15 protein-coding genes and 2 pseudogenes are annotated in these 21,019 nt (G+C 58.2%); 9 read left to right on the top strand and 8 right to left on the bottom strand.

What is annotated here, in order from left to right; all coding sequences use genetic code 11:
- Window positions 1-16: 16 nt before the first annotated feature.
- Entirely contained in the window at window positions 17-541 is a 525-nt protein-coding gene (locus G3256_RS08055; RefSeq protein WP_169640326.1) for an anthrone oxygenase family protein, read from the top strand.
- 19 nt (window positions 542-560) lie between these two features.
- Here G3256_RS08055 and G3256_RS19305 read toward each other — a convergent pair.
- The 3 genes and pseudogenes from G3256_RS19305 to G3256_RS08040 all read right to left on the bottom strand — a co-directional run.
- Window positions 561-656: pseudogene (locus tag G3256_RS19305) on the bottom strand (SDR family NAD(P)-dependent oxidoreductase); the annotation flags it as partial.
- A gap of 143 nt (window positions 657-799) precedes the next feature.
- A pseudogene (locus tag G3256_RS08045) lies at window positions 800-1,219 on the bottom strand (baseplate megatron protein TIM-barrel domain-containing protein); the annotation flags it as partial.
- Window positions 1,220-1,462: 243 nt separating this feature from the next.
- On the bottom strand, window positions 1,463-3,262 hold the full coding sequence (locus G3256_RS08040) for a tetratricopeptide repeat protein (RefSeq protein ID WP_169640325.1): 1,800 nt from the start codon (window positions 3,260-3,262) through the stop codon (window positions 1,463-1,465).
- Between the two features lie 285 nt (window positions 3,263-3,547).
- On the opposite strand from G3256_RS08040, the gene G3256_RS08035 reads away from it, so the two are divergent.
- The 7 genes from G3256_RS08035 to G3256_RS08005 all read left to right on the top strand — a co-directional run bounded on the left by G3256_RS08035 (window position 3,548) and on the right by G3256_RS08005 (window position 11,531).
- On the top strand, window positions 3,548-3,724 hold the full coding sequence (locus tag G3256_RS08035) for a hypothetical protein (protein ID WP_169640324.1): 177 nt from the start codon (window positions 3,548-3,550) through the stop codon (window positions 3,722-3,724).
- Window positions 3,696-4,592 carry a hypothetical protein gene (locus tag G3256_RS08030; protein ID WP_169640323.1) on the top strand — a complete coding sequence of 299 codons (897 nt, stop codon included), beginning with the start codon at window positions 3,696-3,698 and terminating at the stop codon, window positions 4,590-4,592. Before G3256_RS08035 ends, G3256_RS08030 begins: the two co-directional genes overlap by 29 nt.
- Window positions 4,593-4,685: 93 nt before the next feature.
- Complete coding sequence (locus G3256_RS08025) at window positions 4,686-6,080, top strand: metal-dependent hydrolase family protein (protein WP_169640322.1); 1,395 nt, start codon at window positions 4,686-4,688, stop codon at window positions 6,078-6,080.
- Window positions 6,081-6,085: 5 nt separating this feature from the next.
- Window positions 6,086-6,733, top strand: coding sequence for an amidohydrolase family protein (locus G3256_RS08020; RefSeq protein ID WP_169640321.1), 648 nt, complete (start codon window positions 6,086-6,088; stop codon window positions 6,731-6,733).
- A 1-nt stretch (window position 6,734) separates the two neighbouring features.
- Window positions 6,735-8,336 carry a HoxN/HupN/NixA family nickel/cobalt transporter gene (locus tag G3256_RS08015; RefSeq protein ID WP_169640320.1) on the top strand — a complete coding sequence of 534 codons (1,602 nt, stop codon included), beginning with the start codon at window positions 6,735-6,737 and terminating at the stop codon, window positions 8,334-8,336.
- A 136-nt stretch (window positions 8,337-8,472) separates the two neighbouring features.
- On the top strand, window positions 8,473-10,368 hold the full coding sequence (locus G3256_RS08010; RefSeq protein ID WP_169640319.1) for a mechanosensitive ion channel family protein: 1,896 nt from the start codon (window positions 8,473-8,475) through the stop codon (window positions 10,366-10,368).
- Window positions 10,365-11,531: a BamA/TamA family outer membrane protein gene (locus G3256_RS08005; protein ID WP_169640318.1), complete on the top strand. Its 1,167-nt coding sequence runs from the start codon at window positions 10,365-10,367 to the stop codon at window positions 11,529-11,531. Before G3256_RS08010 ends, G3256_RS08005 begins: the two co-directional genes overlap by 4 nt.
- Window positions 11,532-11,783: 252 nt before the next feature.
- Here G3256_RS08005 and G3256_RS08000 read toward each other — a convergent pair whose 3' ends face one another.
- From G3256_RS08000 to G3256_RS07980, 5 genes are all read right to left on the bottom strand, one after another.
- Entirely contained in the window at window positions 11,784-12,293 is a 510-nt protein-coding gene (locus G3256_RS08000; protein ID WP_169640317.1) for a hypothetical protein, read from the bottom strand.
- 202 nt (window positions 12,294-12,495) lie between these two features.
- Complete coding sequence (locus G3256_RS07995) at window positions 12,496-15,948, bottom strand: TM0106 family RecB-like putative nuclease (protein WP_169640316.1); 3,453 nt, start codon at window positions 15,946-15,948, stop codon at window positions 12,496-12,498.
- On the bottom strand, window positions 15,945-16,874 hold the full coding sequence (locus G3256_RS07990) for a 3'-5' exonuclease (protein WP_169640315.1): 930 nt from the start codon (window positions 16,872-16,874) through the stop codon (window positions 15,945-15,947). The genes G3256_RS07995 and G3256_RS07990 overlap by 4 nt, the downstream gene beginning before the upstream one ends.
- Before the next feature lie 249 nt (window positions 16,875-17,123).
- Window positions 17,124-17,591: a phage terminase small subunit P27 family gene (locus G3256_RS07985; protein ID WP_169640314.1), complete on the bottom strand. Its 468-nt coding sequence runs from the start codon at window positions 17,589-17,591 to the stop codon at window positions 17,124-17,126.
- A 247-nt stretch (window positions 17,592-17,838) separates the two neighbouring features.
- The gene (locus tag G3256_RS07980; RefSeq protein WP_169640313.1) at window positions 17,839-19,113 is read right to left on the bottom strand and encodes a site-specific DNA-methyltransferase; all 1,275 of its coding nucleotides are present in this window, start codon (window positions 19,111-19,113) and stop codon (window positions 17,839-17,841) included.
- Window positions 19,114-20,273: 1,160 nt separating this feature from the next.
- On the opposite strand from G3256_RS07980, the gene G3256_RS07975 reads away from it, so the two are divergent.
- Entirely contained in the window at window positions 20,274-20,489 is a 216-nt protein-coding gene (locus tag G3256_RS07975; protein WP_169640312.1) for a helix-turn-helix transcriptional regulator, read from the top strand.
- Window positions 20,490-21,019: the final 530 nt, after the last annotated feature.

Below are 21,019 nucleotides of genomic sequence, written 5' to 3'. Positions count from 1 at the left end.
CTCGAAAGGAAACGCAATGTCCACCACCTTCTTCATTCTGCTCCAGCTCTCGATTCTGGCCTATGCGCTGGTTGCGGGGGTCTTCCTCGCCTTCTCCGACTTCATCATGAGGTCGCTTGCGCTCACCGGCGGGGCGGGCGGAGTCGAAGCCATGCAGGTCATCAATCGCGAAGTCTTCCGCTGGGTTTTCATGGCCCTGTTCCTGGGGATGGCGGCCGTGTCGCTGGTCATCGTCGGGTATGGAGCGACCAACCTCGCTCATCCCTCCGGCGGACTGATCCTGCTTGCGGGCCTCCTCTACCTGATCGGCTGCTTCGGCGTGACCGTCTTCGTCAATGTGCCGATGAACGAGGCTTTGGCGGGCATGAACCTGTCCGAGGACGCGACCCGCGCCTATTGGACAGGCACCTATCTGCCGCGCTGGACCTTCTGGAACACCGTTCGGACGCTGGCCTGCGGGGCGTCCGCGGCTCTTCTACTCTTCGGGCTGCTGTCGATGACCCAAGCGCAGGCAGCCGTGCTTCAGGACGTGGTCCGCTGAAGCAGCAACCGCAGGCAGAAGCCTTGGACGACGCATAGGCAGCCGCCGCCGGGATCCCCACAAGGCCGGAACGAGAAGAGATATTGATGATCGACCCGCTGCCCTTCACGATCATTCGGCATCACGAAACGGGGGATGACAAGCCTGAGGACTCGCGAACTTGAGGTACACCGCCAACAAGCCAATCCGGGAAACTCAATCGTTCAATTGTGCGAAGATTTGTTCGACAGAATATGGACGGCTGCGCGTGGACATCAGAGGACGCCATGCCGTCTGCGTTCCGACATCCACACCGCCCGGGCGGTCGTAGTGCGGGTTCGACCACCAAGCGCGGAGATCCGTGTAGCGAAAGACCCAAGGCTTGCTGGCCGCACCGTCGGTGATCGGGGTCCGCACCTGCCCGGTGCGATCGGCCGCGCGGGCATAGAACCAGTCGAAACCTTCGCCGCCTTGGATATTCCCCTGCAGGTAGTCGCGGTTGTAGATCGCGGGCCAGCCCTCGGCCGCGTCGAGATGCTCGAACCCGTCGCGCCAGTCCGACAGCGGCATGTAATTGTCGATCCCGACGAAATCGATCTCCGGATCGGTCCATAGCGGATCGCGGTGAAAGAACACGTCACCGCTGCCGTCACCCGGCTGGTGGCCGAAATACTCCTACCAGTCGGCCGCATACACGACCGTCTGCACTGCGGACTTTCAGGTCCTTCGTGCCGGTCAGTCGGACTGGCGCTGTCGGCCCATTGCGGACTTCTGGCGTATCATAACGTGCTGCAACCCAGCTTCAACAGACCGGCCGTTCGCAGATAGTGCAGCATTTTCGAAAGGCGGGCTTGACCCTCCCATCCGCGTTGGTCCCGCTAGAAAGGGCCGATTTGGCTGCAATGCTCTCCCGAGATTACAGGCGCATTTATACCCTCAGGGTTACGGCAATCCGTTTTTGGGTGCTGCATTTGCCCTCGCCAGACCGGCGACGACCGCCTCAAGGAGGGCCGGACTCGCCTGGTGACTTTCGAGCCATGCTCTGGGGGATTCGGACAAAAGCGGGTCCAATTCGGCCAGCCGCGTAAGGGCGGCTGCGGCCGCGCGCCCATTGGAAAGCTCGTTGTTGGCAATGGCAAGCATGGCCTGACCGAAGGACCAACCGTCAAGCGATGCCCTTTGGGCCGCGCTCAGCATATCCTCCCATTCCTGCTTGATCAGGTGGTCCGCGGCCAGCACATGGAAATAGAAGGGCGGTGGCGCCACGGACATGTCGATGGCCTGTTGCATGAGCGGGACCGCCAAATCGTAGCGGCCGGCGATGTGGTAGCGGATGCCCAGGTTGGCAAGCGCCGCGGGATCGTTCGGGTTCACATCCACGGCCCTGCGCGCGTATTCGATCGATTGCTCCAGATCGCCGGTATATTGCTCCACGTGCGACATCGCCTGCAACGCGTCGGTATCATGTGGATCGAGGTTCAGCGCCCGCAGGCCAGCACTCCGGGCCAGATCGAATGCTTCTTCTCGCGTGCGCTCGGTGTCGTGACCGAACCGGGCTGCGTCGTTGCGCAGGTAGGTGAGCATAGCCCATGCACGCGCGTAATCGGGCTCGGTGCGAACTGTTTCTTCAAGACACTCACGTGCCGCTGGATACTCCAACGCGCTATACGTGCGCCGGTAGATTTGCGCGCTCGCCACGCAGGCAAATCCACGAAGGCTCGGGGCCGCGCTGTCATCTTCCAAATCCGTGCGGACGTCCTTCATGGCATGTCCGTATTGCTGACCGGTAACTGAGGCGATGCGAGAAGAGATTTCGTCCTGAATTTCGGTCAGGGTGCGCCCCTGCACACCTTCAGCATACCGATCGCTCCAGAGGATCTGCTGGTCCGCCCGTCGTGACAATTCGGCGCGGACAAACACGTCGCCCGCCTCCCGCCAGACAGCACCGGTTACGGTGAACGCGCCCTGCAATGACTGGTGCGATTCCGACCCGGCCTCCGCCTCCTGTGCTTTCTGCGCTGGCATCAGGTGGACGCGGAGGTCCGGAAAGCGGAGCAAGGCGGCCGCGACCTCATGAGAGAGGCCCTGGGCAATGAGCACGGTCTGATCGTCCGCATCCCGCGCGTCAAATGCTTCGATCAGGATCGTGACGCCGCGGGAGGGCATGGCCTCACCCGCGTTCTGCCCGTTTGAGCCAATCGACCAGAACAATACGAGGGCGAAACAGATCATGACGGTGATGCCTGCCGCGGCCGCGAATGCCGGTCTGCGAATGCTCCACTCGGAGGTTGCGCGCGCGACGGCTGGTCGCCCCTCCGCTTTGCCGCCATCAACAGATGCGGGCGTGGCATCTTCGGGCGTGGCGCGTTCTGCGTCGCGCCGCGCCAGCCAAGCAAACTCGGGAACGTAGCCGCCCTTGGGAATGGCGATCCTGATCGGGTCTTCCCTGCCTTCGCCGGCATAGTAGTTGTCCAGATCCCGGCGGAGCTTGCGCGCTTCCAGTCGCACGACAGGATCGGACTGTTGGTCAAAGTCCGGACCCCGTTGGAAAACTTCCATGGCGATAGATGTCGCCTTAATCTGCGAAGACCGGCCGGCAAGTGCCTCTTCGACAATGAAAGCCAGCATGTCGCGCCGGCGCAAATTCGATTGGAGGCCCGAGAACGCAAGGATTCTCTCGAGCTGGTTGCGCACCTCGCTCGGGTCAATCAGTTCCGGGTTCGGTTTGTTCCGGCGCGGCATCAATGCCCCGATACGTTTTACTAGGATCAATCGACACAAAGGTTAATGAGAAATTTAACAGGTGTCACCGCACTTTGGCGCGCTGCGACTCCACGTTGCAACATGTTTTAACGTGCCATCCCCCGATCCTTTGAGGCTAGCGTCGTGAGTAGAAGTGGCTCCGGGGGGAGCATGGTCAAGAAATATCTGCACAGACTATATCGGCGGTTTCCGAACCTCGAACCTAGCATCAGGCGGCTACACGAGGCTGACGCCGAGTTCCGATCCATCTGCGAAGAGATGGAGATGGCGGAAACCGCGCGGGATCACTGGCTGGACATGCCAGAGCGCGCCGCCGAGTACGAAGAGATTTTGAACGAGCTGCGAACCGATTTTTGGAAATGCCTGACGCCAGGCGAAGGGCGCGAACCCGCACAGGGCGAGGCTGCATTGGATGGAGAAGACCAAGGTGAACGACTTTAAACACCCGACGGGTAATTCCGCACCACAGGCGAGCAAGAGATTGGCCCAAACGCTGCCGTGTGCTCTTGCGGTCGGTCTGACCGTCGCAGGCACGATGCCGGCGACAGCACAGCAGGATCCCGGAGAGATCAACAACGGTACCAACCCGACGCTGCTGACGACGCAGTTCGGCATTCAGTACCAATACAATGAGATCAATTCAGACCTGAACACGGGTCTATTCGAGGCCTTCTACACGCAGCCGTTCGGCGCGGGGGGCAAACGAGCCTTCCGGCTCACCGTCCCCGGCTCCGACAGCCCGTTCAACTCGAATCCCGACATCGGCGGTGCGGCGGGGATTGCAGGAACTGACCCCGACGTGGGCGAGGAATTTGTCCTCGGAGACATAAGCGTCACCTACATCGACGTTTTTTATCTGACCGAACGCAATGGCTCGGCATTCACTTTCGAGTTGTTCCTCGACACAGCGGATCGGGAAACGGCGGGATACGGCCAATTCGTGGGCGAAACGTCAATTTTCTACGCGTGGTTTCTCAACAACGGGGCAATCTTTGCGCCCGCCTGGGTGCAGACCTTTGGCCTCGAGGGCGGCAACAGCCAGGGCGTCGATGTCAACGTCTCGACATTCGATTTCTACTACGTGCCGAAACTCGCGAACCCCAAGTTTTACATGACCTTTGATCCAGCCATTATCCATGACTGGGAGGCAGACGCCACCTTCGGCAGCCTGCAGATCACCTTCGGGATGCTGACTGGTCGTGCCTTCGGAGGCGACAGCCAAGTTTTCGTCAAGCCCGGCGTCCAATTCGGCGGCGACGCGCCCGCCGACTGGTCGCTGCAGGTGGGCTACAAGGTGCTGAATTTCTGAGACGAAGCAAAGGCGCTGCGCCTTGACCTGTATCACGGACGGCTCTGACCCAGTCCGCCACCGCTTTTAAAAAAATCGCAAGGGACATCAAAAATGACAAACCGAACACTGACCTATCTGCTCTGCACTTCACTCGCAGCGTCACCGATCGCCGCTTATGCACACGACGCCAACCACGCCATCGTGCCTGCCGGTGTTGTTGGCGAGATCGAAACCACCAACATCAGGATGATGTTCGACAACGTCGTGATCCGCAATGCGCAGATCTTCAACGGCTGCGATGAAGGGCTCATCGACGCGGATGTGCTGGTCTCCGGCCAGTTGATCGAAGCGATTGGCGACGACATCGAGACGCCGGAGGGCGCCTTCGAGATCGACGCGGAAGGCCACACGCTCATGCCAGGCCTCATCGACAATCACTGGCACGGGATCTTTGCCGAAGCCACGATCGCGCAACTGATGCTGAGTGGCGAAGGCTACTGGAACCTGCTGGCAGCCAAAGCACAGAACAACGCACTGGCGCGCGGCTTTACCACCGTGCGGGACACCGCCGGGCCAATGTTCGACATTGCGCGCGCAACGGACGAAGGGCTGATAGACGGGCCGCGCGTCTTTGCCTCGGGGCCGGCGCTGTCGATCACGGCAGGGCACCAGGATTTCCGTATGACCCGCGAGGTTCCCACGCCGGCCGGTGAGCTTCATTCGTTTGAGCGCGGCAACATGTTTTACATCACCGATGGCGTGCCGGATGTTCTGAAACGCACGCGCGAGAACCTGATGCAGGGGGCCACGCACATCAAGCTGATGGCGGGCGGCGGCGTCACGTCCTCTTATGACCCGATCCATACCATCCAGTTCACCGACGAGGAATTCCAGGCCGCCGTCGAGGCGACCGAGGCCTGGGGCACCTACGTGACCACGCACGCGATCAACGACGAGGCCGTCCGGCACTCCATCGAAAACGGTGCCCGCAGTGTCGAGCACGCCCACATGGCGACCCGCGAAACGCTGCAGATGTTCAAGGACGAGGACGTCTGGCTGAGCATGCAGCCTTTCCTCGACGACGAGGATGCGCCCGCACTCAATGACTTCCAGAAAGAGAAGTACAAGTTCGTCACCGATGGCACCGATTTCGTCTACACGACCGCCAAGGAGTTGGGGCTTAAGATTGCCTTCGGCACGGACACGCTCTTCAGCGCGGACCTTGCGGAACGTCAAGGCGCGGTGCTCGCCAAGATGGAACGCTGGTTCACTCCCTACGAAACGCTGAAGATGGCCACCTGCGACAACGCCGAACTGCTGAAGATGTCGCAACTGGTGACACCCTACCCCCTTGGTCCGCTCGGGGTGGTCGAAGAAGGCGCTTACGCCGACCTCATCCTCGTCAACGGCAACCCGCTGGAAGACCTGCAACTCATCAGCGACCCCAAGGCGAACTTCGGTATGATCATGAAGGACGGCATCATCTACAAATACGACATGGAGTGAGCGACGTGCTGCGCAAAACCCTGATCACCTCCGCCTTCGTCCTCGCGGCCTCCGCCGCGGGGGCGCAGGACGGCTTGATTGCCGCCATAGGGTCGGATCGAGGTGCGCCGGAGGGGGGAACGGTAATCGACGCCAGCGTCCGCTCTATCGAGCAAGGTGACCTCATCGATGCAGAAACCGCGCCTATGATGGTCGACAGCGGCCTGTGGCTGAGCCCGCAGTTGCTTGTCTACCGGGCCTTCCCACCCGATCTCGGAGCTGTGCGGCTGGAACAGCAGAGGATGGTCGCGGCCGGGCGCGACACCATGTTTCCGCTCGCCAGGGAATACGGAAACAAAACGGTCTTCGGCACGGATGTCGTGGTCAATCCCGGGACCTGCGTGGCGCAAAACAAGGAATTCGCTTCCCTCCTCGGCTGGTTCACCCCAGCAGGGATCCTAGCCCAAGCAACAGCCAACACAGGCGAGGTGCTGCATCTGTCCGGCGATCGCAGCCCCTATCCGGGCGTGGTTGGACAAATCTTTGAAGGGGAGCACGCAGACCTTCTGCTGATCGACGGCAACCCGTTGGAAGACATTACGATCCTTGAAGATCATGACGCGGCACGCGCTCTCATCATTGAGGGCTGCATCATTTACAACAACGGGTTGTGACATGGAAAAATTCCCGGTTACAGCAATACTTAACGAACTGATCGGCGCTTGCATCGCCGTGGTGCTGTTGATCGCCCTGGCCATGGCTCCAGCGACTGCGCGCGCCGATTCGCCTTCCCACGTCGTGTGGGATGATCTGGCACCTTCGACCGCGCCCTACGACGACCCGTTCATCGAGATGTCCTACAAGCAAAAGGATCATCTGCGCACGATCCTCGATGCCGGACGACGGTCGGACGATGCCGTGCTGGCTGCCCGAGCGACGGAAGCTCGCGCATTGCTCTATGCCGATGGCCATGACGCCGATGCGCTTCTTGCCCAGCGTCTAGTCGTTATGGAAAAGCGCCGCGAGGAAGCGACGGGCGTGACCGGGCAATTTCTTGGTCGCGACGTGATACTTGACGGCTACGTTCTTCCACTGCAGGGCGACAAGGGGCGCGTCTACAGCTTTCTGCTGGTGCCTTGGGTGGGCGCCTGCATCCACACCCCGCCACCCCCACCAAACCAGATGGTACGGATCGATGTCCCGGAAGGCCTTGAAGTGGACGAAGTCTTTAACGCGGTCCGGTTGCGCGGCGTGCTGGAGCATAAGCCCACGGTCAGCAACCTGTTCCTCGTAGACGGACAAAGGATGGTCGAAGCCTCATATAGGTTGACCGACGCTCAGATCTGGGGCGTTCCGGGCGAGATCAAGCCCTCAGCAGCAGCCCCTGTCGGGGGCAATGTGGTCGCGCAGACGCAAGCCTGGATCAGCAACCTCTTTACCATCTCCATGATGTCGATGGATGAAGGCAAATCTTTTGGCACCGTCGCCTTTGCTCTGCTGGTCGCCTTTCTCTACGGCGTGCTGCACACGCTGGGGCCCGGGCACGGCAAGGCGGTTGTCATTTCCTATTTTGCGGGTGAAGGCGGCAGCCTGCGCCGGGGCGTCGGAATGGGCGTTCGCATTGCCGTCGTGCATGTGTTTTCTGCGGTTGCCGTTGTCATTTTACTGGACTTCGCCGTTCGGCAAACGACCGGCAGTGCGCCGTCCGACTACCGGCTTATCCGGCTGGGCAGCTATGCGCTGATCGTGCTGATTGGTCTGTGGATGCTCTGGAAAGCCATCGGGTCGTTCAGAGAAACTCACCGCGCGCCCGGACAAGCCCACGCGCACAGTCACAAACACGCGCACACTGGCTGCGCGGCTTGTGCCGCCGCACAGAAGTCTGCGGCGCGATCGGACGGCTGGCTGGCCACGGCGGTCGGCATCGTTCCCTGCACAGGTGCGCTGATCGTCATGCTCTTCGGGCTTGCGAACGATCTGGTCGTACCGGCGGTCGCAATGGTCGCGGCGATCTCGTTCGGTATGGCGGTTTCAATGTCTATGATTGGCGTCGTGGCGATCTGGAGCCGCGCGCGCCTCGCAGATCGGATCGGGACAAGCAAGGGACAAAGCCAGAGGTTCGAAGCAATCACGCGGCTGGGCGGCGCGACCTGCGTGCTGCTTGTGGGCGCGTTTCTTTTTGCAACGACTGTGTCGACACCAATTGTCGGTGTCGCGCCGCAACTGGACGCTGCTGCCAAAGGCAAGACCACCATCCTGTCAGCATGGTTAAAGTAGCGCCTGCCAGACGCTCACACGTCGTGCATGCGGTCAGGCAAGATCTGAGCGCGGCAGCGGCCCCGTTCAGGGCACGAGCGTGGCGGCCCGGTTACATTACATCGACCGCGACGGAACTGGACGCGAGGCGAGCAAGATGTCGCGGCTGCTGACCGTCCTCCTTGCCTTTGCTGTCATTCTTCTCAGCATTTTTGGCGTTTTCGAGCAACGAACGCTGGGATTTCAACGGGATTTTGGCGCGTCCGTGCCTGTTGTGAAAACAGCGACGCCTCGAAAAACCGTGGAAAGTTTTGACGTGCTGGCAGATGCGCTTGCCGCAAACCTCGCCCGCTACGCACTGAACAAGGACGCGCAGACCTACGCGAGGATCCTGCGATTGGTCGATGAACTGGTGTCGCTCATTGACCTGTCGTCGATCCCGCAAGCCTATGTACGGGATTACGGCGTGCACACGCTGGTCGCGTTGCTGGCAATCCGGGAAAGGATGACGCGTTTTGACCTCACAAGCGTGCCGGACCAAACAGGCACTTTGTTGTCAGAAGATGACGAATTCCTGTTGGACGCCACCCCCATCGCGCTGGTTCGGATCACGAATGGTCCGAGGGAAGGTGAGTATCTTTTCAAGGAAAGTACAATCGACGTAGCTCCGCGCTTTCTCCGCGAATTGCGCGGGAGCGAGTACGACGAGACTGCGCAGGATTGGCGGGCCGTCTTTTATGGCTTTACCGGGCCGTGGTTCCCTGCAGGCTTTAACGAGGCCATACCGGCGCCGCTCGACACTGTTTTGCTCGGGACGCCCATCTGGAAAATCCTGCTTTCGGTGCTGTCCGGCGGGTTGGCCTTTCTAGCGGTCCAGCAAGCACAAGTCCAACTGCAGACATGGCGGGATAGAGAACGCATTTCCAAAATCACGGCACGCCTTTCCAAAACTCTGATCGCCGTGTCGGGCCTGCTCGTCGTCGGCTACTTCCTGCATTTTCAATTGCATGTATCCGGCGTGTTTGCAGGCGTTCTCTATCTGCTTCTGGAAGCGGTCTGGGTCCTAGCGCTGGCAACCCTGTTCTGGTTTGGCTCGATCGCGGCGATCGAGGCGCTTTCGAGTGCGCGATCGCTTTCCCTCGAAGGTAGCCTTGTTCAGCTGCTTTCCCGCGTCATCGCCTTTGTCGGTGTTGTCTGGATCCTTGCCTACGGCGCTCAGACGCTTGGGTTTCCTCTGCTCAGCGTTCTGGCCGGTCTGGGCATCGGCGGGATCGCGGCAGCGCTGGCCATTCGCCCGACGCTGGAAAACCTGATCGGGGGATTGGTTCTCTATCTCGACAGGCCGATCCGCGTCGGAGACTTTTGCCAATTCGGTCCGCATATGGGCACCGTGGAACGGATCGGCGTGCGCTCCACGCAGGTGCGCGCGCTCGACCGGACGCTGATCAAGGTGCCGAACTCGAGCTTTTCGAATATGGAGCTTATCAACTGGGCACAGTGTGACCAGATGATGATCGATCTGACGGTCAGTCTGCGCTACGAGACCGATACCGACCAGCTGCGCTACGTGCTGGCAAGCATCCGGAGGATGGCTCACGCCCATCCGCGCATCGACAACAACAGCATCCGGATCAGGCTCTCGGATTTCGGACCGTCGTCGCTGGACATCGCCGTGCGCATCTACGCGAAAACGCGCGAATGGAATGATTACTTTGCCATCCGTGAAGACGTGCTTCTGCGCATCAAGCAGATCGTCGAAAATGCGGGAACGTCTTTCGCCTTCCCGTCCTCCACGCTTTATCTGTCGAAAGACGCGGGGCTCGATGCGCAGAAACGTGAGGCCGCGTCGAGTTCGGTGAAAGGCTGGCGCAGATCGCGCAATCTGCCGTTCCCGAATTTTTCGGCAGAGATGCGCAAGTCTTTCGAGGACACCTTGCGATACCCACCGGGCGGCTCACCGGATGATGACGGGCCTGATGTCGAAGTCGACACGGTGGAAGAACCGCTGTCCGCGCCGCGTGTCACAGTTGAACAAGAGGAAACGAAGACATGATTTCATCTGACCGCTTGAAGGCTTTTGGCCCGCGGCGTGGCTCGGCGGCACTTGGCGCTCTTTTCCTCTCTGTTTCCGCCCCTTGCGCAGCGCAGGCGCAGGCTGCTGCAACTTTGGACCGATTGGTCGACTCCGCGGAAGTGGCAGATAGCGATTTCGGGTTCAGGCGCGGTTCGTTCATTCTGGCACCGGTGCCCTTCTCCAACCCGACGTTAGATAGCGGTCTTCTGCTCGGCGCGGGCTACCTGTTTACCCTTCCGGGCTCAAAGCCCTCCGGAATTGGCTATGGCCGTTTGGAATCCGGAAACGGAAGCACAGGCGAAGCGGCGGGCGCCTCGCTGAACTTTGGCCAGGGTCTCTGGACGGTGTTCGCTTTCGGCGGCAGTGCGGAGGTTTTCTACGATCTTGACCTAGAAGGATTCGAACTGCCGATCCGGCAGGACGGTGAACTCTATGCCCTGCGCGTGGATCGGGGCGTTGCGCAAAATCTCAAGATCGGCGCGATGCTCACCTATCTCGACTCGTCGCTGGCGCTGGATTTCCCGGTCTTTCAGGAATTGCCCGAATTTCTGAGGCCACAGGGAGAATTGGAACTCGGCCAGATAACATTTGATGTCGTCTGGGACACGCGCGACGACACCTTCTATCCGACGTCTGGCATGCTCGCGTCACTGAAGGCGACCTACGCGGAAGAAATCGACTCGATCTTCGGTGGCCTGATCGGCGTTGCAGATGAGACGTATACAAAAATAAAGGCTGCCGCCTCCACGTATCATGAGCTAGGCGACCAAAGCGTTCTCGCCTTTCAGGCGCAAGCATGCACGTCCTCCGACGGAGCACCGTTTTTCGATTCCTGCGGTGTCGGCCTGGCCAGCGGGCTGCGTGGATTTCCAAGCACCGGTTTCATCAGCGACGCATCCGCCTCATTGCAGGCCGAATATCGCGGCACGTTCAATCAACGCTTTGGCTACGCAGCCTTCACAGCCATGGGAGCGGGCGGAGACAACCTTGGATCCCTGAGTTTTGACGAGGGGGGCATATCCGCAGGGCTGGGCCTGCGCTTCCGCCTGTCAAAGCGTTTCGGGCTGGACTATCGGTTCGACTACGCCCGAAATGACCGAGGGGATGACTTTTTCTACATCTCGCTTGGACAGAAGTTTTGACATATCACCGCCTTGAAGATGATGAGCATAAAGGCAGTGCAGCAACTTGGAACTCACGTGTTGTGCGAGCTTGGACTGATCAGTTCAAAGCTTCCGCACTGCGCAGGAAAACGTCATGGGGAGCCTGATCTGACTGGTCCGATGTGATTGTTAGTGCATCACTGGCCTCTGGTCCATCGAGATGATGGCTTCAGGTGCCGGCGGCCGATATCCCAATGCGCTGTGCGGTCATTCATTAAATTCTCCTAAAAGCTATTCTGTCGGGTCAACGAAAAAATGCTTGTAAAACCAAGCAAAATTGGCCGGCACAGTGATGTAAGAAAGCAGGACTGCAGCAAACCATCCACGCGTATCGCTGTATTTCTCCACTCCGAATACATACATGCTGGTCAACAACCCCAGGGCGACGCCAAAGCCAAACATCTTGAAGAAGTATTCCTTCCAGTTATAGACGTTGCAGAAAACACTTTCTGAAGCACTGATTTTTCGGGCAGCCACTGCCCGACGGAACGGAAACCAGATCTGACGAAAATAAATGTCGAGAAAGTAAAATGAGGGCCCTGCGAACAAAACCACCGTTGCCACTTTGTAAAGCTCAGGATTTGCTTCCGGCGCGCTTATTTTGACAATCAAAAGCACGTAAACATGCAGAAGGCTGTAGAGCACGGACCAGACAATGTAACGCCGTTTGCTGGACAGCTTTGACGGGGTGAGCCCGTTCTGTTCATCTGCCTCCTGCGGCGGTAGTTCAGAAAACGTCATGGCTACCTATCACCCGATAATCCTGTTCCTCGACACTGCATCAACCTTGGAAATTCACCAGCAATGTAATTTTCATCGAAGATGTGTCATGTATCCTTGACGCCCAGAGATTAACCAGCATCTCGATGGACCAGAGGCCAGTGATGCACTAACAATCACATCGGACCAGTCAGATCAGGCTCCCCAAGCAGGCCAGCGTTTTTCATTTGTTCCCTTTGGCACCGCATTCATTTGAACGTCCTCGGTCTGCGATCGTATCAGCAAACTCTAAATATCTGCAAAATGCATTCGCGAGCTGCATTTGCCGCGGCGTCCGGCATTCCGCTTCGAATACTTTTGCCGACGCAAAAAGTACGACGACGCATTTCGCCCGCGAGATCGCTACGTTGAACCGGTTTGAACTGTATAGGAAATCCATGCCCCGCGGTGCGTCAGCATGGCTCGATGTCGCCATCGAGTAGATCGCTATGGGTGCCTCCTGGCCCTGGAACTTATCTACGGTCCCGACACGGGCGCCCGGCAACCGCTGCTGAATCTCAAATACCTGCGCGTTGTAAGGCGCGATGATCAGAATGTCTTCGAGCGTCAGGGGCCTCTCCTGACCTTCTCGATCAGTCCATGTCGGCTGACCGGACAATACTTCTTTAACAAGTCCGGCAACAGCCTCGGCCTCCTCAATCGAAGAGCTTTGATTGCCCGAATGCTCGACCGGCACGTACCGAAGACCTGTGCCGCTCAGGGACCCGGCGCAGCGGATTTCCTGCAGCTCGCATCCTTCTACTGAATGCAGCTTGTCGTCATAGAAAAGCTCAGAATTGAACTGACAGATATCAGGATGCAGGCGCCAGGTTTCCTCCAGGAATAGGCCCCTATCTTCGGCGATTGTATGGGCGCCGCCAAGAACATGCTCGAGCGCGGATACGCCTGTGCCGTCCGGATGCGTGCCCTGCGTGGGTTGGTCCAGCTGTTGCGGATCCCCAAGCAGTATCAGGGCCTTCGCGCTCTGGGCAACCGCAAGGACGTTCGCCAGCGACATTTGCGCGGCTTCATCGATCACGAGCACATCGAGCACTTCATGTGCGTCAGCGCGTGACCAAAGGAAGTGCGTCGCACCGGCAACCTGCGCTGATCCTGAGCCCAACGCGGCATAAACACCGGCATTGCCGGTCACGAACTTCAGCCTTTCCTGATCGGGTTCCGTCTCCCCGAACTTCGGTTTCTGAACACAGCACAGATCGACCTTCATCTCGGGGGCGGCTTCGACGACCTTGTCCAGCAGGTTGCGGATCACCTTGTGACTGTTGGCCGTGATCCCGACCTTCTTTCCACGCTTGACGAGTTCACAGATCATGCGGGCGCCGGTGTACGACTTTCCCGTTCCCGGAGGGCCCTGGATCGGGAATACGCCTTCACCAAGCTCGCGAGCGACACGAAGCGCAGCCTGCAGGGTCGTTTCATCCGGCTGCCGGATCGGTCCATTGCCAAGCTCTGGCTTAAGGCGCAGCAAGAGTGCCCGTGCGCTCTGATAAGGCCCATCCCCTTCGATGCCGTGATCGGCGACATACTCCCCCAGCCGCATCAGGCTGTTGGCTTGTTCCTTCGTATTAAACATCTGATGCGCGAAAACGCCCTCGGGATGGATGTCAGCCGTCTTCCCCATCTTCTTGATGTCGACCGTCCGGTCATCCGCAGAAACCGCGACAACGCTGCCGATCTTGTCGCCGCTATTCATCCGCAGTTCTTCGTCACCGCGGATATCCGTGTCCTGCTGTGGGAACGCATACCGGTGAACCGGTGTCCTTGCGCCTTGTGGCGATACGTCCCCGACAAACACCAGCTGAGACAGCGCAGTGCGCTCATCGACGAGTTCTTCTGGCGTCAGCGCGGAGAGACGGAAGTATTCCCACCAGGCGGCCTTGTCCTCGCGACGATGCCAGTCAAGGATATTCGCGAGGATCCAGTGCGCGTGCTGCTCTTCGCTCCGCTCTTCGATATCCGCAGGCACGTCGGCTGTGAGGCGCTCGATCAGAGCCTGCACTGCTTCCTGGCGTTCCGTCAGCGCCTCGCTTGGCTCCTGGTCGGACGGCAATGGACGCGGAACTTCGGTTCCGGCATCGACAAGCTCCTGCCGGCGATCTTCAAGCCAGTCGCGCAGAGCAATGGTCGAGGCGCAGTCATCGTAGTTGTAGGACTGAACGGTCGCGCGCACCTCGCCGTCGATGGCATCGATATCGCCTAGCTCGAGTCCGGCTTGCAGACGCGCAAGCGCGACGTTGGCATCTGGCAGACTGGTGTCCCGCTCAAAGCCATAGATCGGCTCCAACTTCTTGATCGAGTAGCTTTCGACGCCAGCGCGCACACCATTGCGCACGACGCTGTAGAGATCGACCAACAGATTGCTGCGCAGGAAATCATCAATCTCGCCTTCGCGAGTCGCGTACCGGCCCATCAACCGTTTCAGCGCCCCGGGTTCGTAAGGTGCGTAATGGTAGATGTGCAGATCCGGATACTGTTCTCTGCGCTCGTTCACGAAGTCCACAAAGCGCTCAAAGATGGCCTTTTCGCCCTTTCGTTCGAACGCCCAGTCTGCCGTGCAGGTCCAGGCGCCGTTTTCATCGCGATAGATGTAGCCGAAGAGATACTCGAGGCCGTGCTCACCAACAAACGCATCGCTTTCGATGTCGAAGAAGATGTCTCCGTCAGACGGTTCAGGCAGCAGGCACAGGCCGATATCTTCGACGATCGGCAGGAGCTCGTACCTGACCTCTCCGGCTTCACGAGACTCCATCTGAATGCGGGCCTGCTCACGTGCCTTCTCGTAGGATAGCGGTGACCCCTTCTTAGGCTTCCAGGGCATCGGTGTGGGCATCGCGGCAAGCTCTGCCGCGGTCGTGATCCCGTTTTCCTGAAGCTCGGCAGTCTGGTTCTTGCTGATCCCGGCGACCAGGCAGAGATGGTCATCTGCACGGCGGCGTGCGTCGCACTGATTCCGCCACCTGCAGATGTCGCAATGCTCCTTCGGCTCAGGATACTGACCGCCCGGCGCTCCTTCGGAAGTCGCCGCTTCCGCGGCGGCCTTGGCCTTCCGGAAATACGCGGCGTAGTCCGCATATCGAAACGCTTGCGGTTCGAAGTCGGACCAGGGCGCTACGACGTACACATATTCAGGCGCGATCCCCTGCACCTGTTCCAAGAGGTCGGCGTAAAGGCAAAGCTGAAGAACAGAACCAGCCTTGGTTTCGCGGGCAAGTTTCGTGTCGATGATCTCGTAGGACCGAGATCCGAGATTGCTAGGTTTCTCGACCCGCCGCAGGATGTCGGCCCGCCCGACCCACTTGTCATGTGCAAGCGCCGCCTGGACGATGATCTGAGCGCCAGCCTCCATCGCGGCCCGGGTCTCGGCGACGGCCGCCGGCGTGATGTCGACCCCGTAGATCCGGACAGATATCAGGCCCTGAGCCTCAAGGTGAGCGATGAAGGCCTTTTCATGCTGGTCACCCCGCTCACGCAAGATCTCGAGAAGCGGGTCCCAGTGCTTTGGCTTCGCAAGTGCCCCTTCGGCAACCTGCAAATCCAGTTCCGTCAAGTGGCCACAGTTCAGATAGCCGACGAGGTCGGATGCGCTCAGGACGATCTGGTCAACATGCTTTCTCATGGCTGCGCCTCCCAGAGGCGCTCCGAGAAGCGGTTTAGCGCGGTGACCTTGTGCGTCGGCACATTTGCGTCCCCGCCGTAGATCTCAGCCCGAAGCCAGTCGATCTCCGCTGTGGGATTGGAGGTGATAGTCCACCAGACCTTACCGAGCGGGAGTTCTGCCGGCCGCCAGCGATAGCCGCGCTCCTTCAGTTTCAGACGTTCATCATAGGGGGCATCGACGGCTCGAATGAGATACTCTTCTTTCATTGCAGCGTCCCGAACGGCTGACATGATCCGGTGTCCGGATTGAGGTAACTCCTGCGCAAGCAATGCAAGGCAGGCTTCACAATCGGCGAGCGCCCGGTGAGCATCATAAAACCAGCCAAACTGCATACCGAGGTAGTCAAGCTTGCCTGCGGAAAATCCTTCCCGCAGCCAGTCAACACTTGAGAGCGTGCAACCCCAGGGCTTTTCACCAAAGCACGACCAGTGTTTCTCGACCATTCCTCTGTCAAAACTGGCATTGTGAGCGATGATGAGATCCGCATCGGCGACCAACATATCCACCATTTCTGGATCAATTGTTTTTCCTGCCACCATTTCCTTGGTGAGCCCCGTCACAAGACCAGCTTCATCTGAGATTGGAACACGCGGCTCACGCAGACCCTCAAAGGCTCGACCATGGTCGATCTCGAGAATGCGTCCCGTGTCGAGCTCATAAGTGAAAGGCAGCATGGCGAGCTGAATAACTTCATCGATATCATGCGAGAGACCGGTGGTTTCGACGTCAAGAACCAGAGCATGCTTGACGGTGCCACCGCCCGGATTGTTCAGACGACGGGGGAGAGCCAGGCGACGAAGTAGCCGCCAGTCAGTATTTTGGACCACAGTTTCAGGTGACACGACATCTTCTACTGCAACTGAAAAATGGCTGTACTCGTTCATACTTAACCGTTCCTGAAAAATGGGATTCACTTTAAGAGTAATCGTTAACTGGAAAAATGGCTTTTGTGATTGCCGACTATTGTGAGGTCCGCAACCACCAATCGTTCGCCTGCAAAAAGGTGTTCAATAAGATCGCAACAGATTAAGTGTATTGTGATGCCGATGCATTCATGACTTCCTGACAAAACATGAAATCTTGTCAGCAATTTGGCTCAAGGCTCGATGTAAAATCGGTCAGCTATGTTCAGATCAGCTGAAGTAAGTATCCTCAATCTTTTTTCTTTCTAATTCTTCTTCTGAAGGAATGTTTACTGCAAGCCGCGTCCGCGAGGATGGCGTCAGGCCGAGCTCAGCCATATATTTCACCATCAACTCCATTTGTTTATTTGAAATCGTCAGCCACGGGGATGTCTGGATGTAGCCAGCCGGTGTTTTGAGCAGCGTTGGTGTTTCCTGAAGCTTCTTTTCAGCTTCGACCCAACGGCCGTATGACTGACAGTAGCCCGCAAGTACCGTCCGGTCGATCTGAGTGAGCAGGCCGATCTGATTGAGCACACGGGCAAGGCGTTTCCATTCCGTTTTAGCTGTCGGTGAAAGGTGCGACGGACACGTCGGCATTGCTGCAGGCGGTTTTGGCTCTCGCCCGTTCAGCGGCCGCCGCCCAGGATTTCCCTGTACTATTTTCAAGGCCGTGGGTTTGGGTTTGCGTCCTCTCATAGATTTTGTCCTCTCGTCTATTGCCCCCGGGTCCAGCAATTACAGCTATTGAGTTTGTCGACTGATCTGCCGGGAAATTGCCGACGCAAGCAACGTATCCATTTGGTTTTAAGTTATATTTTCTGCGGCATGCAGGGGATACCCCCTTGCCAATTTCGCGACTCTCAAAAGATATCTCCCCACGCCGGTCCCTACTTAACGCTTCCCAAGGATTTACCCCCCGGGGGGGCTTTGCTCATACTATCATTCAAACGTTGCCTCGGTCTTGGGCAATTTCAGCGAATGTGCGGCCATCATTCTCGAGGGTCGCGTCTTCTTCTGTGAAGGCTTGCCAGCGTTTTACAGCCACGTCGACGTAGGCGGGACCAAGTTCCATGGCACAGCACAGCCGGCCCGTGGTTTCCGCCGCAATGATCGTGGTGCCCGATCCCGAGAATGGCTCATATACGACCTGACCGATGCTCGAGTTGTTCAGCATCGGCCGGCGCATGCATTCGACAGGTTTCTGCGTACCGTGGATCGTCTCAGCATCTTGGCCCTGCGTCTGAATCTGCCAGAGCGTCGTCTGTTTTCGGTCACCCGACCAGTGGCCCTTAGCCTTGTGCTTCACCGCATACCAGCAGGGTTCGTGCTGCCAGTGATAGTCACCGCGGCTGAGTACAAGGCGCTCTTTCGCCCAGATGATCTGAGACCGGATATCAAATCCCGCGGCCAACAGGCTGTCCGCCACCGTCGTGGCATGCAGAGCACCATGCCAGACGTAAGCCACATCGCCGGGGAACAGCTCCCAGGCCTCGCGCCAGTCTGCACGATCGTCGTTCAGAACCTTGCCGACACGCTTGGTTTCCGAAGCCCCTGCTGCGTTCCGCCAGGAGGGATCGTACTTCACACCGTAGGGCGGATCCGTCACCATGAGATGCGGTTTGACACCCGCCAGCAGCAAGTCGACGGCGACCGGATCAGTAGCATCACCGCAAAGAAGTCGATGAGATCCAAGAAGCCAGATATCACCGGAACAGGCCACCGGATGTTGAGGCACCGGCGGGATTTCGTTCTCGGTTGGATCCGGACCCAGCTGCTGCAGAAGTGCGTCGATCTCACCGGCCTCAAAGCCCAGCGCCAGAGGATCAACGCCGAGATCGGCCAGATCGCCAACCTCGAGTGCGAGGAGCTCCTTGTCCCACCCTGCCCGCTCGGCCAGTTTGTTATCGGCCAGGATATATGCGCGTTTCTGAACGTCGGTGAGATGGGCCAGTTCAATGACCGGCACACTCTCAAGGCCCAGCGCCCGGGCTGCCATGACACGACCATGCCCGGCGATGATGCCGTTGTCGCCGTCGACGAGGACAGGATTGGTAAAGCCATACTCTTTGATTGAAGCCGCAAGCTGCGCAACCTGGTTGTCGCAGTGGGTTCGGGCGTTGCGCGCGTACGGAAAAAGATCGCAGACAGGCCGCGTGTCAACCCTGAGCGTTGAGTAAGCCTTTTCCCGCTTGGTATCATCGTTGGATTTCAATTGCATGTTTGGGATAGCTCCTCCAGATGCGTACATAACGCACGATAAAGTGCAGCTTCTTCCGAAACATTATATATGACCCATAAATCCTTGTAATCGCGTCATTTTAGGTAAAGTCGCGACAACTCATGACAATGATACTCCACTACCTCTTACTTATGAGTGGCCGGACAAATGGGACAGATGGGACAGATAGATAGAAAAAAAGCTAAAAAAGAAGGGGAGATGCTTAAATGGGATAAAGTTCGGAACAACCTGTCCTATCTGTCCTATCTGTCCTTAGTAGATTTTACGTCTGATGTATTTCGTGGCCTTGTTTTTCTTTTCCAAGAATCCGGCGCCAATTCATCGCGAAGGGGCCAGACCTGCCTATTCGTCACCATGTCTTGTCCAAATTCCGCTTTCGCCGCTGCGACATCTTCGGCCCGACTAGGATGACGAACGTGGCCTTGCCATTCTTTAACGCGGTTGACGTACCATCTGCGCAATTGGTCGGGGCTTACACGGGCGGCCGAAGCTCTCGGACTCTTGGGCTTCAAGTTCGGATCAAATATCAGGATCGATACAATCTCCGAGCCTCCTCCGACTGCAGTCGAGTTTCGCAGATCGAGCTCGAGGTGGTCCCATCGTTCAGGATCTATTGCCTGCCGCGGCGCGTCCAATGCGGAAGAGTGGGAAAAACCCTTCGCAACAAGCTTGCCTGATCTGAGCATACGGAAGAGACCGTCTGACAAATCCTTTTCCAGTCTCCTGAGATGTCGCGCCTTCAATCGAAACTCGTCTTTATCGGCAGGAGAGGCAGACGGAGATAGAAGATTCGGATCTCCGTAGCCCTGCAAATCCAACTCAAAGAGAGTCTGGGCTGTACTTAGGTTAACGAAATGAAAGAGAGCCTCCCAGCACGGGACTCCCTTTTGCGGATGGAGACTTTGCCACGGGGGCGGCCCATCGTCGAAATAGCAGCTTGCATTACTTCGGGCGCTGCTATCCTGGCCAGATTTTCCGCCCTCCTCGGATTTCCCATCGTTCAAATTCCCGTTTTTTTCAATACTTTTCATTCACTTAAAAATTTCTGCACAGAGTTTCTCTGCACAAGAGTGTTCAAATTAGGCGGAACTGTCCAGAGCTGGCACCCTTTGGACGTCAATCAACCGAAGTGACGCACAATGACGGACAGAGAACAGCAGAAGGAACAGCTCAAGCAGCTCATCCGGGAGTCCCGGGTCGCGGAACGTTGGAGCAAGTCGCGCCGTACAATCCAGCGGTGGCGCGCTTCCGGCAAAATGCCACGTCACATCCGCATCGGTTCGACTGTTTTCTACTTAATCGACGACATCATCGCGCATGAAGACGCGCTCACGTCCACAGGCAAGGAGGACTGAAGCCGCCGTGCCTGCAAGTCCAGACAAAGACACCCCACACATCGAACCCGCAGCAATTGAGGCCTTTGTCGCTATTGTGTTCGACGGCCTGGATGGCTTTGTTCCGGTCCGCCTGTTGTCTGAAAAGGGATCTGAAAAACGTTCTCCACAGTCGTTCTTTCCCCGCGTCGAAAACGCTGCTCAAGAGCTTGTCCGTCTGGCACCAAAAGCGGCAAATGGCTCTTTCGCGCTCTGCGCCGTACCAGCCACCGTCGCCCAGAAGGGCCGGGCAAGATCTTCAGATGTGGCCCAGACAGCGGTCGTTCTCATCGACATCGATGATGGCGAGCCTGCCGAGGTCCTGGACCATCTGACAGCACATATCGGCGCACCTTCGCTCGTGGTGACTTCCGGCGGAACGACCGACCAAGGCCACCCCAAGCTTCATGCGTACTGGCGTCTTAAGTCCGTTGCATCGGGAAATGATCTCAATTTGGTTGCAGATGCGCGTCGACTACTTGCCGAGAAGACCGGGGCAGACACCAGCTTCG

The organism is Roseobacter ponti (genome assembly GCF_012932215.1).
GTDB lineage: Bacteria > Pseudomonadota > Alphaproteobacteria > Rhodobacterales > Rhodobacteraceae > Roseobacter > Roseobacter ponti.
The sequence above is the reverse complement of the archived record's forward strand: the minus strand, read 5'-3'. Positions and strand labels throughout refer to the sequence as shown.